The 15,073-nt window shown below is 73.9% G+C and carries 18 protein-coding genes; 12 read left to right on the top strand and 6 right to left on the bottom strand.

Annotation, left to right across the window (positions count from 1 at the left end; genetic code table 11):
* The first annotated feature begins 19 nt into the window (after positions 1-19).
* The 3 genes from QSK00_RS19240 to QSK00_RS19230 are packed head-to-tail and all read left to right on the top strand — an operon-like array spanning position 20 to position 1,613.
* The gene (locus tag QSK00_RS19240; RefSeq protein WP_285593001.1) at positions 20-778 is read left to right on the top strand and encodes a TetR/AcrR family transcriptional regulator; all 759 of its coding nucleotides are present in this window, start codon (positions 20-22) and stop codon (positions 776-778) included.
* On the top strand, positions 775-1,095 hold the full coding sequence (locus QSK00_RS19235) for a DUF4873 domain-containing protein (RefSeq protein ID WP_285592999.1): 321 nt from the start codon (positions 775-777) through the stop codon (positions 1,093-1,095). The genes QSK00_RS19240 and QSK00_RS19235 overlap by 4 nt, the downstream gene beginning before the upstream one ends.
* Entirely contained in the window at positions 1,092-1,613 is a 522-nt protein-coding gene (locus QSK00_RS19230) for a hypothetical protein (protein WP_285592997.1), read from the top strand. The genes QSK00_RS19235 and QSK00_RS19230 overlap by 4 nt, the downstream gene beginning before the upstream one ends.
* A gap of 357 nt (positions 1,614-1,970) precedes the next feature.
* On the opposite strand, the gene QSK00_RS19225 is transcribed toward QSK00_RS19230, so the two are convergent.
* Positions 1,971-3,326, bottom strand: coding sequence for an FAD-dependent oxidoreductase (locus QSK00_RS19225; protein WP_285592996.1), 1,356 nt, complete (start codon positions 3,324-3,326; stop codon positions 1,971-1,973).
* 177 nt (positions 3,327-3,503) lie between these two features.
* Here QSK00_RS19225 and QSK00_RS19220 point away from each other — a divergent pair, with 177 nt between their 5' ends.
* Complete coding sequence (locus QSK00_RS19220; RefSeq protein WP_285592995.1) at positions 3,504-3,734, top strand: hypothetical protein; 231 nt, start codon at positions 3,504-3,506, stop codon at positions 3,732-3,734.
* Here the strand turns inward: QSK00_RS19220 and QSK00_RS19215 are convergent.
* The gene (locus QSK00_RS19215; protein WP_285592994.1) at positions 3,731-4,444 is read right to left on the bottom strand and encodes a class I SAM-dependent methyltransferase; all 714 of its coding nucleotides are present in this window, start codon (positions 4,442-4,444) and stop codon (positions 3,731-3,733) included. The two genes, QSK00_RS19220 and QSK00_RS19215, sit on opposite strands and share 4 nt — an antisense overlap.
* 200 nt (positions 4,445-4,644) lie before the next feature.
* Here QSK00_RS19215 and QSK00_RS19210 point away from each other — a divergent pair, with 200 nt between their 5' ends.
* Together QSK00_RS19210 and QSK00_RS19205 are read left to right on the top strand one after the other, a co-directional pair.
* A complete protein-coding gene (locus QSK00_RS19210; protein WP_285592993.1) occupies positions 4,645-4,869 on the top strand; it encodes a hypothetical protein in 225 nt (74 codons plus the stop codon).
* A gap of 123 nt (positions 4,870-4,992) precedes the next feature.
* The gene (locus QSK00_RS19205; RefSeq protein ID WP_285592992.1) at positions 4,993-5,259 is read left to right on the top strand and encodes a hypothetical protein; all 267 of its coding nucleotides are present in this window, start codon (positions 4,993-4,995) and stop codon (positions 5,257-5,259) included.
* Between the two features lie 54 nt (positions 5,260-5,313).
* Here the strand turns inward: QSK00_RS19205 and QSK00_RS19200 are convergent, their stop codons facing one another.
* On the bottom strand, positions 5,314-5,520 hold the full coding sequence (locus QSK00_RS19200; protein ID WP_285592991.1) for a DUF2795 domain-containing protein: 207 nt from the start codon (positions 5,518-5,520) through the stop codon (positions 5,314-5,316).
* A gap of 50 nt (positions 5,521-5,570) precedes the next feature.
* Between QSK00_RS19200 and QSK00_RS19195 the strand changes: the two genes are divergently transcribed.
* A complete protein-coding gene (locus QSK00_RS19195; RefSeq protein ID WP_285592989.1) occupies positions 5,571-6,014 on the top strand; it encodes an HAD family hydrolase in 444 nt (147 codons plus the stop codon).
* Positions 6,015-6,024: 10 nt separating this feature from the next.
* On the top strand, positions 6,025-7,344 hold the full coding sequence (locus QSK00_RS19190) for a DNA polymerase IV (RefSeq protein ID WP_285592987.1): 1,320 nt from the start codon (positions 6,025-6,027) through the stop codon (positions 7,342-7,344).
* A 21-nt stretch (positions 7,345-7,365) separates the two neighbouring features.
* Here QSK00_RS19190 and QSK00_RS19185 read toward each other — a convergent pair whose 3' ends face one another.
* Positions 7,366-9,099, bottom strand: a complete 1,734-nt coding sequence (locus QSK00_RS19185; protein ID WP_285592985.1) for an ABC transporter ATP-binding protein — start codon at positions 9,097-9,099, stop codon at positions 7,366-7,368.
* A complete protein-coding gene (locus QSK00_RS19180) occupies positions 9,093-10,277 on the bottom strand; it encodes an epoxide hydrolase family protein (RefSeq protein WP_285592984.1) in 1,185 nt (394 codons plus the stop codon). The genes QSK00_RS19185 and QSK00_RS19180 overlap by 7 nt, the downstream gene beginning before the upstream one ends.
* 143 nt (positions 10,278-10,420) lie before the next feature.
* Between QSK00_RS19180 and QSK00_RS19175 the strand changes: the two genes are divergently transcribed.
* The 4 genes from QSK00_RS19175 (at position 10,421) to QSK00_RS19160 (ending at position 14,378) form a co-directional block, all read left to right on the top strand.
* Positions 10,421-10,693, top strand: coding sequence for a hypothetical protein (locus QSK00_RS19175; RefSeq protein WP_285592982.1), 273 nt, complete (start codon positions 10,421-10,423; stop codon positions 10,691-10,693).
* Between the two features lie 30 nt (positions 10,694-10,723).
* Complete coding sequence (mdlC, locus tag QSK00_RS19170) at positions 10,724-12,331, top strand: benzoylformate decarboxylase (protein ID WP_285592979.1); 1,608 nt, start codon at positions 10,724-10,726, stop codon at positions 12,329-12,331.
* Positions 12,332-12,564: 233 nt separating this feature from the next.
* Positions 12,565-13,575, top strand: a complete 1,011-nt coding sequence (locus tag QSK00_RS19165) for an ABC transporter ATP-binding protein (protein ID WP_285592977.1) — start codon at positions 12,565-12,567, stop codon at positions 13,573-13,575.
* A 5-nt stretch (positions 13,576-13,580) separates the two neighbouring features.
* A complete protein-coding gene (locus QSK00_RS19160) occupies positions 13,581-14,378 on the top strand; it encodes an ABC transporter permease (RefSeq protein ID WP_285592975.1) in 798 nt (265 codons plus the stop codon).
* A 73-nt stretch (positions 14,379-14,451) separates the two neighbouring features.
* On the opposite strand, the gene wrbA is transcribed toward QSK00_RS19160, so the two are convergent.
* The gene (gene wrbA / locus QSK00_RS19155) at positions 14,452-15,051 is read right to left on the bottom strand and encodes an NAD(P)H:quinone oxidoreductase (protein WP_285592973.1); all 600 of its coding nucleotides are present in this window, start codon (positions 15,049-15,051) and stop codon (positions 14,452-14,454) included.
* Positions 15,052-15,073: the final 22 nt, after the last annotated feature.

The following is a 15,073-nucleotide window of genomic DNA, read 5'->3' as shown; positions in this document are numbered from 1 at the left end:
GGTGGTAGCGTCATCGCCCATGGCCGACGGTGTCAAGCCGAGACAGGGCGGTACGCCCCCATCTCGTGACGGTCGTCGCACGCGCTGGACGAAGCACCGCGAGGAGCGCCGCGCGGAGTTCGTCGAGGCGGCGATGCGCGTCCTGGCCGAGGTCGGGCCCGAGTTCGGGATCGAGCAGGTGGCCATCGAGGCCGGCGTCACGAAGCCCGTGCTCTACCGCCACTTCTCCGACAAGGCCGACCTCGTCGAGGCCATGGGCGAGCGCGGGACGCACATCCTGCTCGACCGCCTGATCCCGGCCCTGAACTCCGAGGAGGCCCCGCTCCCGCGCATCCGCAAGTCGATCGCCGCGGTGCTCGGGACGCTGGAGGACTACCCGAACCTCTACTGGGTGCTGGCCCGCCACGGCCACGGCCAGCAGGTGGTGCAGGCCGACAAGGAGCTGATCGCGACGGCGCTGTCCGCGCTCATCGGTGACTACCTCCGGTCCTTCGGCCTCGACTCCGGCGCGGCCGAGCCGTGGGCCTACGGCATCGTCGGGTTCGTCCAGAACACCGCGGAGTGGTGGCTGGAGCGCCGGTCGATGAGCCGCGACTCCGTCGTCGAGTACCTGACGGTGCTCGTCTGGGCGGCGATCGACGGGTTCGCCCGGCAGCGTGACGTCGTCATCGACCCGAACGTGCCGCTCGAGATCAACAAGGTGATCCAGATGTCTCCCGGAGGATCGTCCGGGAGGAGCGAGTCCGATGTCGCCGAGGCTGGGAACGGGGATCGATGACGACCACCGATCACGACGATGACGACGGGTACCGCGGGCCCGCCACGTTGGATCTCGGGGACGGCCGCACCTTCGAGGTGGAGGTGACGCTGCGCGGGTACGTCGAGCCGCTCGACGGTCGCTACCACTGGTACGGCCGCGTCGCGGTCCACGCGGAGCTCGAGGCCGCGCTGGGTGGGAAGCGGGCGCAGGCCGTCGTCGTGACCCCGCAGGCCGGGGCGGTCGGGGAGCTCTCCGACGTCGACCCGTGGGGCCGCTACCGGATCGCCGGGACCTCCACGCCGCCGTTCGCCGTCCTGACGGAGGTGTCCGCGTGACCGACCGCGACGCCGTCATCGCCGCGATCGCCACGCCTCAGCGGGCGGTCCGGGACATCTCCGACCTCATCGGCGACCGCATCGCCTTCGGCCCCGTCCCCGCCGGCCCCGGCGGCATGGCCACGGCGAGCGCGGTCGGTGTGGTGGGCAAGCTGCGTGGGCGACAGGTCACCGACGCCCGCACCGAGGTGCACGTGCCGGTCCACCTCGACGTCACCGTCGACATCGGGGGCCGCGCCGTCCCGGTCGACGCGCGGATGACGGTGCGGATCGGGCTCGAGGCCTGCCTCGCGCCGGACGCCGACCACATCGTCGTCGAGGTCGACGAGCTCGGGCCCGGCGACATCGCGCTCGAGACGAAGACGTCGGGCATCGGGGGCGTGCTCGTGCGTCGGCTCGGCAACCTCGACGCCGAGATCCGCCACCACGTGATCGGCTACGTCACCGATCTGCTGGCCTCCCCGGAGGCCCGCGACCTGCGCCGCATCGACCTCGACGAGGCGTCCGACACGGCGTAGCCGCGACCGCTCCGGCGGGCACGATCTCATCGGGCGGCGCGGAGTGTTCGCTGAGCGACCACTCCGCGCGGCTCGTCGGGATCTTCCCGACGGCGGGTGCGGTCCGGCGGGCCCGACGGCGCGTCGAGGTGCCGGACGTCGACCGTGCGGGCCGACGGGCCGAGCCGTCGTCGTCAGGGCTCAAGACGGGCCCGCCCGCGTGCGGACGTCCGCGGGAACGGGCCCCGTCTTGTCGCGGGTCCCTGCCGGGTGCGCGTCTTGTCGTTGTGAATCACTGCGACAAGGCGGCCGGCGGGTCGAGACGGACCACGACAGGGCGGCCGGACGGCGGACGCGCCGAGCCGCCGTCGGGATGGGCTACCGCGAGCGGATCAGGTCCATGAACGAGGACCGGTCGGTGAGCTTCACCCGCGGGCGGCCGCCGGGCTCGCCCGCGGCGCGCTCGTGGGCGTCGATGGCCTCCCACCCGTCGAGGTCGACGAGGTCGGGGCAGCGGCCGGAGAGCCACTCCTCGACCTCCTCGGCGCTCGCCACGGACGCGCCGTCGCGAGCACCGGCGGCGAGGTCGGCCAGGACGTTGCGGACGGTCTCGTTGGCGTCCTTGCGGTTGGTGCCGATGATCCCGGTGGGCCCGCGCTTGATCCAGCCGACCACGTACTCGCGCTCCCGGCCCTCGATGCGGCCCTCGGCGTGCGGGATCGTGCCGGAGGCCTCGTCGAACGGGACCCCGGGCAGGGCCACGCCCTTGTAGCCCACCGCGCGGAACACCAGTCCGCACTCGACGGTCTCCCGCTCGCCGGTGTCGACCGGCCGGACCCGCCCGTCGTCGGAGGCCTCGAGGCGGTTGACGGCGAGCTCGACGCCCGTCACCGGCCCGTCGTCGCCGTCCCCGAGGATGCGCAGCGGCGAGCGCAGGAAGCGGAACTCCATCCGGCGTTCCGCGTCCGGGTCGGGTCCACGCTCGGCCCAGCCCCGGAGGATCTCGACGTTGCGGCGGGTGCCCTTGGCCAGCTCGGCGTCGCCGTCGGCGGACGGGATCTGGTCGGGGTCGACCAGCGTGGTGAGGCCGTCGATCTCGTCGAGCTCCCGGAGTTCGGTGGTGGTGAACGCGGCCTCGACCGGACCGCGCCGGCCGCACACCACGACCTCGCGCACCGACGACCCCACGAACGAGGTGATGGCGTGGTCGGCGGTGTCGGTGGCGCGCAGGTCGGCCTCGCCGAGCAGCAGCATCCGGGCCACGTCGAGGGCGACGTTGCCGGCGCCGATGACGACGGCGCGGTCGGCGGAGAGGTCCGGGTCGAGGCCGACGAAGTCGGGGTGGCCGTTGTACCAGCCGACGAAGTCGACGGAGGCCAGGCTGCCGGGCCGGTCCTCGCCGTCGATCCCGAGGCGGCGCTCGGTCTGGGAGCCCACCGCGTAGACGACGGCGTCGTAGCGCTCCAGCAGCTCGTCGACGGTGACGTCCTCGCCGATGTGCACGTGCCCGAAGAACCGGAACCCGGGGCGGGCCGCGATCTTCTCGTACTGGTTGCTGACCGACTTGATCTTCGGGTGGTCCGGCGCCACGCCCGCGCGCACCAGACCCCAGGGCGTGGCCAGCCGGTCGTACATGTCGACCCGCACCGGCGGGTCCTCCGAGTCGAGGAGGGCGCCCGCCGCGTAGAACCCCGACGGGCCCGAGCCGACGATCGCCACGGCATGGGTCCTCATGGACCGATCCTGTCGGAGGCTGGCGTGATCCGCACCTGTACCGATGCACGGCCCGCCACGCCGACGATCGGGTGCGCCACTCCGGACGGCGCGTCGGAAAACGGCCCTCGATCGAGTCATCACTCCATACGGCATCGGGCCTGTGGAGGGGCCCGACCTGCGCCGACGATGACAGTGATGATCAGGAACGGGCAGCAGCATGCGTCGTGGCGTCGGGGTCGGGAGGTCCTCGACGACTACGACCTGGACCGCGTGCTCACCGAGGAGCTGGCCGACGACCTCGTCAACGAGCTCGCCTGCCTGCGTCCCCGGCGCCGCCCCGCGCGCGCCGTCGGCGCGACGCTGCCCGTGCCGGTCCCGGCGCGGCGCCCGCACCTTCAGGTCATCCGGGGCGGGCTCGCCGACTAGTCCTTCACCGCGGCGAGCACCAGGTAGTACAGCTCGTTGCCCGCCATCGAGAGCCGGTGGCGGAAGGTCCGGCGCACCACGATCCGGGTGTCCTCCCGCGCGCCGATCATGGCCTCCACGTCGGACACGTCGTGGTCGTCGGGCGCGTCCTTGAGGGTCAGGGCCAGCACCGAGTGCGCCGGGAACGCCGACCACAGCTCGTCCAGCGCGTCCACCGGCACGTGGCCCTCACCCACGGCGCCCGCGGCGACCAGGGCGTTCAGCCGCTCCTCGCCGACCAACCGGGCGACCTCGGCGCTCTCGAGGCGCTCGCCGACGAGGTAGTGCGCGTAGAGCCCCGGACGGTCGCGGTGGGCGGCGTCGCGGGCCTCGGGGATGCCGTCGGCGCCGACCACGACGGTGACCCCCCTCGCCGTGAGCTCCTCGCCGACCACGCCGTTGCCCGCACCCAGGTCGAAGGCCCGCAGCTGCTCCGGCCCGAGACCGAGCGACGCCCCGGCCTCGACCGCGGCGTCGGCGACGGTGGCCGGCGAGGCGCACTCCAGCTTCCGCTGCACGACCTCCTCGTAGAGCCCCGGCACGTCGTAGACGGTCGCGTAGTCGTGCAGCGTCACCCGCTGCGTCCCGCCGTCACGGTGGAGCAGGAACTGCTCCTCTCCCTGCCGGCGGCCGGGGGTGGGGTCGAGTTCGACGGTGAACGGAGCAGTCATGGCCTCATCGTGACCGCCGCCGCCCCGGGCGGCACGGGTGATGTGTCGTTGCTCCCCCAGCCGTTTCCCCCCGGCGGGCGGGCGGCCACCCTGGTCGCAGTGCACCGCGCGCCGCCGTCGCCGCCTCCGCACGTCACCCCGTCTGAGCTCCCGCGGCGCACCACGGCCGCCGCCGGGAGCCCGACGACAGGAGGCTCCCCATGAGCACGTCGTCCCCCGCCCACGCCCTGCTGCGACTCACGCAGTCCCGGGTTTCGGACGTCCCGGTCGAGGACCGCGAGCACGCCGCGACCGTCGTCGCCGACCTCCTGCACCGCGAGTGCGCGGAGTGGAGCTGGACCTCGCACCGCTCGGAGGCCCATCGCGCCGACGCGCGCCGCATCGTCGGGGCCCTGTGCCGCGAGGGGTGGGCGCCCGCCTCCTGAGAGGGTCCGCCGAAGAGCCCTCCGTGCCTCGCCCCGAGACAGAAGCCGTTAAGCTGATGCTCCGATCGGCGCAGGCCGGTCGGTCGGCCGGTGGTGTCCACCAGGGCCCTGGGGAGGAACGTCGTGAGCACCATGGACATGGACGGCGTGCAGGTCCGGGAGTCGAGCCGCCGGTCCGGGGCCGTCTGGACGTGGCAGTCGCAGAGCGAGCAGCCCATCGACTACGAGATCGAGTGGGTGCAGGAGAAGGACGTCTTCCTGTACGGCACGCGCGTGCGGCCCGGCGGCTGGAACGTCTCCCGGCTCGACGAGTCGCTGTGGAGCAACGACGGCACGCTCGAGGGCGCCCGCGAGGTCGTGGAGCGTCGCCTCCCGACGATGCCCCGCTGAACGAGCCTTCCCGACGGCGGGTCCGGTCCGGACCCGCCGTCGGGAACGGGTGCCCTACGAACCGCCGAGGACGCCCGCCTCGCTGAGCTTCTTCATGACGGCGTTGGGGCCGTCGAACTGCTCCTTGTCGAGGCCGCGCAACGTCTCGACCAGCTGGTCGTCCGCGCCCTTCGACTTGGCGTGCTCGGCGAGCTGCTCGGGGTCACCCGGGTAGTCGAAACCGCCGAGGGACTTCTGGACCTGCGTGACGTCGTAACCCATGGGCGGGGGATGACCGCTCCCCGGCGATGCAACCGTGGAATCCTCGTCCCGTGGTCGAATGCCCCTTCTCGTGCGTCGTGTGGGACCTCGACGGCACGTTGCTCGAACGCGGCCGGCTCACCCCGGTCGACGGGGTCGAGGCCGTGCTCGCGGCCTGGTCGGGGGCCGGCGTCGAGATGGCCGTCGCGACGTCGGCGACGACGGCCCTCGCGCGCCGCGTCGTGAACGACCTGGGCTGGTCGGGATGGTTCGGGCACGTCGCAGGGACGGCCCCCGGCGTGATCGGCAAGGACGAGGTGCTCGTCGAGGCCCTGCTCGGGCTGGGCCGGGTGCTGCCGGAGGGCGCCGTCGGGGCCGCGATGATCGGGGACGCCCCCACCGACGTCGCGGCCGCCCGGCGGCACGGGCTGACCGCGGTCGGGGTGACCTGGAGCGGGACGCCCGCCGACGTGCTGGGCGGGGCGGACCTGATCTGGAGCCGTCCGCCGTCGTGAAGGCCCCGCAGTGACCGGCCGGTGGGTGGTCCACCTGGACCTCGACTCCTTCTTCGCCTCCGCCGAGCAGCTGACCCGCCCGACCCTGCGTGGGCGTCCGGTGCTCGTCGGCGGGCTGGGCCCGCGCGGGATCGTCGCGGGCGCGTCGGGCGAGGCGAAGGCGTTCGGCGCGCGATCGGCGATGCCGATGGCGCAGGCGCGGCGGGCGTGCCCCACCGCGGTCGCCCTGCCGCCGCGCACCGCGGTCTACCGGACGCTCTCCGAGTCGTTCTTCGCCGTCGTCCGGGCGGCCGCCCCGGTGCTCGAGCAGGTCGCCTACGACGAGACGTTCGCCGAACCCGCCGTCCTGGCCGGTGCGGACGCGGACGCCGTGCGGGCGTGGGCGGAGGGGGTCCGCGCGCAGGTCCGGGAGGCGACGGGGCTCGCGGTGTCGGTGGGGGCGGGCTCGGGCAAGCAGGTCGCCAAGATCGCCTCGGGGCTGGCCAAGCCCGACGGGGTCCACGTCGTCGCCCACGGCGGGGAGCGGGCGCTGCTCGACCCGCTGCCGGTGCGCTCGTTGTGGGGGATCGGTCCGGTCGCCGAGACGGCGCTCGCGCGGGCGGGGGTGACGACGATCGCGTCCTTCGCCGCGATGCCCGCGCCGGAGGTGACCGCCCTGCTCGGGTCGGCGGTCGGGGGTGCCCTGCACCGGCTCGCGCAGGGGCTCGACGACCGTGCGGTGACCGAGCGCGGCGAGGCGAAGCAGGTGAGCGCGGAGACGACGTTCGACACCGACCTCTCCGACGTGGCCGGTGTGCGCCGCGCGGTGGCCGACCTCGCGACGTCCGCGCACCGGCGGCTGGTGGCCTCGCAGCGGGCGGCGCGGACGGTGACGGTGAAGGTCCGCGGCGGGGACTTCGTGACCCACACGCGCTCGGAGACCTCGACGGTCGCGTCGACCGACCTCCCCGCGCTGACGGCGGTGGCGCAGCGGCTCGCCGTCGAGGCACTGCCCGACGCCGGGGTGCGGCTGGTCGGGGTCTCCTACGCCGGGCTGACGACGGCGGTGCAGGGGACGTTGTTCGACTCGACCGAGCCCGCCGTCGAGGAGCCGTCGGCGCCCGATGTCGGGATCGCGGAGGAGGACCCGACGCCGACCCCCGAGCGACCGTGGCGGACCGGGGACGACGCCGCGCACCCGGTGCACGGGCACGGCTGGGTGCAGGGCGCCGGGCACGGGCGGGTCACGGTGCGCTTCGAGACCCGCTCGACCGGTCCGGGGCGGGCGCACACCTTCGCCGTGGACGACCCGGAGCTGACGCGGGCGGACCCGCTGGTGTCGTTGACCTGACACCTCGTGGCAGGACGTCGGCTAGAGCAGCAGCTGTGACCGTGCCAGTTCGGCGTAGAGCGGGCTGTCGGCGAGGAGCTCGGTGTGGGTGCCGCGGGCGACGACCCGGCCCCCGTCGAGGACCACGATCTGGTCGCAGTCGACCACCGTCGAGAGCCGGTGCGCGACGATGAGGAGCGTCCGGTCGGCCGCGGCCGCGACGTCGATCGCCTCCTTCAGCGCCTGCTCGTTGCGGGCGTCGAGGCTCGCGGTCGGCTCGTCGAGCAGCATCAGCGACGGCTCGGCGAGCAGGGTGCGCGCGATCGCGAGGCGCTGGCGTTCGCCGCCGGAGAGCAGGACCCCGCCCTCGCCGACCGGGGCGTCCAGACCCAGCGGTGACCGCTCCACGAGCCCGGACAGGTTGACGGCGGCGAGGACGGCGAGCTGGTCGGCCTCGGGGGCGTCCGGCGCGGCGAGCACGAGGTTCTCGCGCAGCGTGCCGGCGAGCGCGGGGGACTCCTGCTCGACGTACCCGAGCCGGGCGCGCAGGGCGTCGCGCGGCCGGTCGCGCACGTCGACCCCGTCCACCAGCACCGCCCCGCCGGTCACGTCGTAGAACCGCTCGACCAGCGCGAACACCGTCGACTTGCCGGCGCCGGACGGTCCGACCAGCGCGGTGCGGGTGCCGCGCGGCACGGTGAAGGAGACCCCGTGCAGGACGGTGGTGCCGTCGGCGTAACCGAAGTCGACCTCCCGCAGCTCCAGGGCAGGGGCAGCCCGGACCGCCGGCGGGGAGTCGACCGCGTCGGCCGCGGACTCGGCGGGCAGGGCGGCGACCTCCTCGATCCGGGCGAGCGCGCCGAGGCCGGTCTGCAGCTGCGTCCAGGCCTGGGTGAGCCGGGCGAACGGCAGCACGAGCAGGAACAGGTAGAGCACGAAGGAGACCAGCTCTCCCACCGTGAGCTCCCCGGCCGCGACCCGCGCGCCCCCGATCCCGAGCACGGCGATGAACGACCCCTGGGTGGCGATCGTGACGGCGGGGGAGACCAGGGCCTGCAGCCGTGCGGCCCGGACGCCCACCGCGTACGCCTCCGTGGCCGCGCCGGCGACGCCGTCGGCCTCGCGGTCGGTGGCCCCGCTGGCCCGGATCGTGCGCACCGCACCGAGGGCGCGCTCCACCGCCGCCGTCATCTCCCCGACCCGCGCCTGCGAGAGCGTGGACAGCGCCCGCAGCCGACGGGACGCCGCGCCGACCACCGCCACCCCCGCGGCGACGGCCACGAGCGTGACCGCGAGCAGCGTCAGGTCGACCAGGGCCATCGCCACCGCCGCGCCGATCACGACCACCACCGAGCTGGCGAGCTCGAACAGCCCGCTGGTCACCACCGCGCGCAGCAGCGTCGTGTCGGACCCGATCCGGGAGATCAGGTCGCCCGTGCGCCGCGCGTCGTACTCCGGCACCGACAGCCGCAGCACCCGGTCGACGAGGGTCCGGCGCGTCGAGAGCACCAGCCCCTCGGCGGTCCGCTGGAGCAGGAACGACTGCACCGCGCCGACCAGGGCGCCGCCGAGCAGGACCGCCACGAGGAGGCCGGCCGGACCGAGGACGGCGCCGCCGCCCTGGACCACGGCGATCACCCGCCCGACCAGCAACGGCTGGGCGAGGGCCGTCCCCGCCGTGGCCAGGGACAGGGCGGCGACGACGAGCAGCGTGGCGCGGTGCGGGCGCAGGTACGGCCACAGGCGGCGCACGCCCGTGTCGGACCCGGTCAGCACACCACCCCGCGGAACGATGCGCGCAGTTCGTCGACGAACAGATCCGGCACCTCGAGCGAGGCGAAGTGGCCACCGCGGTCGAGCACGCTCCAGCGGCGGACGTCGGTGTAGCGGGCCTCCACCCAGGACCGCGGCATCTTCGCCATCTCGGCCGGGAAGATCGAGATCGCGGCGGGCACGGTGACCTCGGAGCGACGGTCGACGTCCGCGTTCTCCCAGTACATCCGTGCCGAGGACGCCCCGGAGGCGCCGAACCAGTACACCGCGACGTTGTCGAGCAGCCGGCGACGCGACACCGAGGCGAGCCCGCCGTCGGTCCACACCCCGAACTTCTCCGCGATCCACGCGAGCTGGCCGACGGGGGAGTCGACGAGCGCGTAGCCGAGGGTCTGCGGGCGGGTGCGCTGCTGGCCGGAGTAGCCGCTGCCGACCTCCCGGAACTCCCGGGCCTGCGCGAGCCACCGCTGCTCGAGCTCGGGGAGGTCCGCGGTCCGCGCGCCCTCGGGCCGGTCGGCCAACGGCATCGTCGTGTGGAGCATGGCGACGCGGTCGGGGTGCCGGACCCCGAGCGCCGCCGTGATCATGGCGCCCCAGTCCCCGCCCTGGGCGAGGAACCGGGGGTAGCCCAGACGCGCCATGAGGACGGCCCACGCATCCGCGATGTGGTCGATGCCCCAGCCCGTGACGGTCGGCTTGTCGGAGAACCCGAAGCCCGGCAACGACGGCATGACGAGGTGGAATGCCGGGTCGGAGGGGTCGTCCGGTGCCGTCAACGGGCCCACGACGTCGAGGAACTCGACCACCGACCCGGGCCACCCGTGCGTGAGTAGAAGTGGCTGTGCGTCACGTCGAGGTGACTCTACGTGCAGGAAGTGGATGCCGAGCCCGTCGATCTCCGTCCGGAACTGGCCGAGCCCGTTGAGCTCGTCGGACAGCGCCGCGACGTCGTGCTCCTCGAGCCACGCCCGGGCCAGGTCGGACACGACCGTGGCGGGGATGCCCTGCGACCAGTCGGACACCGGCTCCGGCTCGGCCAGACGGGCCCGTCGAAGACGTTCGTGCAGGTCAGCGACCTGGTCGGCGGGGATGTCGAGCACGAACCCCGTGACGGCGGTCGGGTCCGACGGGCGGGTCGACGACGGGTCGGGAGCGGTCGGCTCGACGTCCACGGGGGCCATGCGCGCGACGTTAACGGCACAGGTCCGGATGCGCCGTGGGGAGGCATCCGTCCGGGTGTCACCCCGACACGCCGTCGGATGGAGCCGGTCCCCCGAAGGTGGCATCTTCCGCCCACGCTGTCACACGGGCCGTCATCGTGGCGATGTACGCAGCGGAGGTGATCATCGTGCTGAACGAACGGCCCGCGGCACTGCTGGCGGCAGCGGCGGATCTGGACGAGTGCGACGGCTACGTGGTCCTGGTGTTCGACCCGGAGACCGGTGAGATGGACGCGCACGGCCCCTACGAGGGGGTCGCCGCGACGCTCCGCGCCGAGGAGCTACGGCAGAACTTCGACTCCGACGACCTGCGTGACGTGGTCGTCCGGGTGAGCAGGCTGCACCTGCCCGCGCCGGTGCCACAGCAAGCCTGGTGAGGTCGACGCCGGCGGGGTAGACCCTCCGGCGTGAGCCTCACTGTGCGCGACGCCGCGCTCGAGCTGTTTCGAGCGCACGGCATGACGACGGTCTTCGGGAACCCGGGCTCCACCGAGCTCCCGATGCTCCAGGACTTCCCCGACGACTTCACCTACGTCCTCGGGCTCCAGGAGGCCGTCGTCGTCGGGATGGCCGACGGATTCGCCCAGGCGACCGGCCGCCCGACCCTGGTCAACCTGCACACCGCGCCCGGCGTCGGGAACGCGGTGGGCGCGCTGGTGAACGCGGCGGCCAACAAGACCCCGCTCGTGGTCACCGCCGGCCAGCAGGTGCGGCCGATGATGACGCTGGAGGCGATGCTCACGAACCCCCGGGCCACCGAGCTCCCGCGTCCCACCGTGAAGTACTCCGCGGAGCCGCCCCGGGCCCAGGACGTCGTCGCGACCCTGGCCCGGGCGATCCACGTCGCCACCACCCCGCCCACGGGGCCGGTGTTCGTGTCGATCCCGATGGACGACTGGGACGTCGAGCTCACCGGCGACGACCTCGAGGTGGCGCAGCGGGCGTCCCGACGACGGGTCACGGTGCCCCTCGAGCCGTCCGCCTCCGCGCTCGACGGGCTGGCGACCGCGCTCGACGGCGCGTCGTCCCCGGCCCTCGTCGTCGGCGGGGAGATCGACGCCGGCGGCGGCTTCGACGACGCCGTGGCGCTGGCCGAACGGCTCGGCGCCGCGGTGTACGGGCCGCCCGCCGACGGCCGCGTCGGGTTCCCGGAGGACCACCCGCAGTACCGCGGCGCCCTGCCGATGGCGATCGCCCCGGTCGCGCAGACCCTCGCGGCGCACGACGTCGTGCTCGTGCTCGGGACGGCCGTGTTTCGGTACTACCCCTACGTGCCCGGCGGGTTCCTGCCCGAGGGCACGCGGCTGCTCCACGTCACGTCCGACCCCGACGAGGCCGCCCGCGCCCCGATGGGCGACGCGCTCGTCGCCTCGCCGGTCTCCGTGGTGCGGGCACTGCTGGATCGCGTCGCTCCCTCGTCGCGGACGCCCGCCGGCTCGGCGCCCGCCGCTGAGGCGGCCCGGGCGTCCTCGGTCCCGGGCACGCTGACCGCGGAGGAGGTGTTCGACGTCGTCGGGTCGGTGTGGCCGGCCGAGGGCGTCGTCGTGGACGAGTCGCCCTCCAACCGTGGCGCCCTGCACGCCCGCCGCCCGGTCTCGCGTCCGTCCACGTCCTTCTTCACGACGTCGGGTGGGCTCGGCTTCGGGCTGCCCGCGGCGGTCGGCGTCGCGCTGGCCGACCGGTCCCGCCCGGTGCTCGCCGCGATCGGGGACGGGTCGATGCAGTACGCGATCCAGGCGCTGGCGTCGGCGGCGATGCTGGGCGTCCCGGTCACGGTGCTCGTCCTGGAGAACCGCGAGTACGCGATCCTCAAGTGGTTCGCCGCCCGCGAGAACACCCCGAAGGCGCCCGGCCTGGACCTGCCACCGGTCGACTTCTGCGCGCTCGCCGCGGGCTACGGCGTCCCGGCCGAGTCGGTGTCGAGCGCCGAGGAGCTGCGCGCGGCCCTGGAGCGCGGGCGTGACGGGGACGGCCCGCGCCTGGTCGCGGTGCCGGTCGGGCGGGCGGCGGGCTGAGCCCTTCCGGCGTGAGGGGAACCCTCGCGCCATAAGAGCGCTCGAATCCTCCCCTCGCGAATGGGCCAGTCGCGCGTGAGGGGAAGAACCGAGCGCTCTTGTGGCGTGAAGGTTCCCCTCGCGCTCACGGGTCGCGGCTTGACCTCAACCGTGGGTGAGCTCGCACCCTCACGAGCGTGCTCACCCGGTATCGAGATGCCCCGCCCCACGATCTCCGCGTAGCGTCGCGGCACGTGTCGACCCAGACGCAGCTCACCCCCACCGGGACCGGACGGCCCGCCGCGGCCGCCGTCGAGGTCACCGACCTGGTGAAGCGCTACCCCAAGGCGAAGGTCAACGCGGTCGACGGCATCTCCTTCGCCGTGGCGCCCGGCGAGGTGTTCGGCCTCCTCGGCCCGAACGGCGCGGGCAAGACGACGACGATCGGGGTGCTCACCACCCGGGTCCGCAAGACCTCGGGGTACGCCGCCGTCACGGGCATCGACGTCGCGGGGGATCCGGTCGGCGCCCGGTCGGTCATCGGCGTCGTCCCGCAGCGTCCCAACCTGGACCGCAGCCTGGACGCCAAGGGCAACCTCGTCTGGCACGCGGCGTACCACGGGGTGCCGCGGGCCCGGCGCGGTCCGCTCGCCGACGAGCTGCTCGAGCGCATGGGCCTGACCGACAAGGCCCACACCAACCCCGACGAGCTCTCCGGCGGCCAGGCCCAGCGGCTGATCATCGCCCGCGGCCTGATGCACGGCCCGCGCGTGCTCTTCCTCGACGAACCCTCCACCGGGCTGGACCCGCAGGCGCGCCTGTTCGTCCACGACCGGGTCGCCGAGCTCGCCGCGAACGGCGTGACGATCGTGCTCACCACCCACGACATGGACGAGGCGGCCAAGCTCTCCGACCGCGTCGGCATCGTCGACCACGGCGAGCTGCTCAAGCTCGACACGCCCGCGAACCTCGTCGCCGGACTCTCCGGCTCCGCCACCGTCGACCTCGACGTCACCGGCCTCGACCCCGAGCACCTGCGCGGCCGGCTCTCCGCGGTCCGCGGGACGGCCGGGGCCGAGGTGCTCGCCATTCCCGACGACGGGCCCGCCCGGCTCCGGATCCGCGTCGACGGCGAGGCCGGCGCGGCCCTGCCAGGGCTGCTGGAGGAGGTCACGACGGCGGGTGGCCACGTCTCCGACGTCGGGCTCGGCGAGCCCACGCTGGAGGACGTCTTCATCGACCTGACCGGGAGGGGGCTGCGGTGACCGCCGTGACCACGACCGAACCGTTCCGCCGCGTGTCCCCGGGCCGGGCGTTCCTCGGAGTGCTGGGCCGCGACGTCGCGGTCACCGGCAAGGAGCTCGGCAGCTTCATCTCGCAGGTGCTCGTCCAGCCGTTCTTCCTGCTCTTCGTGTTCGGGAAGGTCCTCTCCGAGCTCGGCTACATCGCGCCCGGCTACGCCCAGCTGCTGCTGCCGGGCCTGCTCGCGCTCAACGCTTTCCTCGTCGCCGTGCAGGCCGTCGCGCTGCCGCTGGTGATCGACTTCAGCTACACCAAGGAGATCGAGGACCGGCTGCTCGCGCCGCTGTCCACGCGGATGGTCGCGGTCGAGAAGATCGTGTTCGGCGCGATCCGCGGCCTGATCGGCTCGCTGGTGATGATCCCGGTGGGCTACCTCGTGCTCGACGAGGTCTCGTGGAATCTCGCCGGCCTGCCGCTGTCGGCGCTGCTGCTGGTGCTCGGGGCGCTCGCGGGCGGCGCGTCCGGACTGGTCATCGGCACGCTGGTCAGCCCACGGCGGATCAACATCGTGTTCGCCGTGGTGATCACGCCGCTGCTGTTCACCGGGTCCACGCAGTTCCCGTTCCTGCAGATCGGGTCGCTGCGCTGGTTCCAGGTGATCTGCGCGCTGAACCCGATCACGTACGTGGCGGAGGGTCTGCGCGGCGCGCTGACCCCGCAGATCCCGCACCTGCCGGCGTGGCTGTGTCTCGCGGCGCTGGTGTTCGCGTGCGTGCTGTTCGGGGCCATCGGGATCCGGGGGTTCGTGCGGCGCGCGCTGGACTGAGCCCCACCCGCCGTCAGGAAAGCGTCGTTGCTGCCACTGGCTGACAGCAACGACGCTTTCCTGCCATCAGGGATCAGGACCCCGAGAGCTTCGCCGCCACCTGGGCCAGCCGCGTCCCCTGCACGCGGGCGGCGCCGAGTGCCTCGTCGTCGGGAGCCGCGGAGGACCGCGACACCCAGGACGCGCCGTAGGGGTTCCCGGACGACATCAGCGACGGGTCGGCCGCGTAGCCGAGGGGCATGATCAGCGTGCCCCAGTGGTAGAAGGTCATGTTCATCGCGACGGTGGTGGTCTCCAGCCCGCCGTGCCCGGTCGAGGCCGAGGTGAACGAGGTCCCGACCTTGTCCGCGAGCTTGCCCTGCGCCCACAGCCCGCCGGTGGTGTCGAGGAACGACTTGAGCTGCTCGGCGGCGCCGCCGAACCGCGTCGGGCTGCCGAGGGCGATCCCGTCGGCCCAGTCGAGGTCGTCGAGGGAGGCCACGGTGTCGTAGGGGTTGTCGTCCACCCACGCCTTCCACCGGCGGTTGGCCTCGATCGCCTCGCGTGGCGCGCGCTCGGCGACCGGGCGCACGCGGACCTCCGCGCCCGCCCCCCGCGCGCCCTCGGCGAGCGCCTCGGCGAGAGCGGCGACGTTGCCGGTGGCGGAGTAGAAGACGACGGCGATGTTGGCCACGGGGCCCCCTTCTCGACGGAGT

Source organism: Actinomycetospora sp. NBRC 106378, from assembly GCF_030269685.1.
Lineage (GTDB): Bacteria > Actinomycetota > Actinomycetes > Mycobacteriales > Pseudonocardiaceae > Actinomycetospora.
Note: the sequence above shows the minus strand (reverse complement) of the source record. Positions and strands in the feature narration are given on the sequence as shown.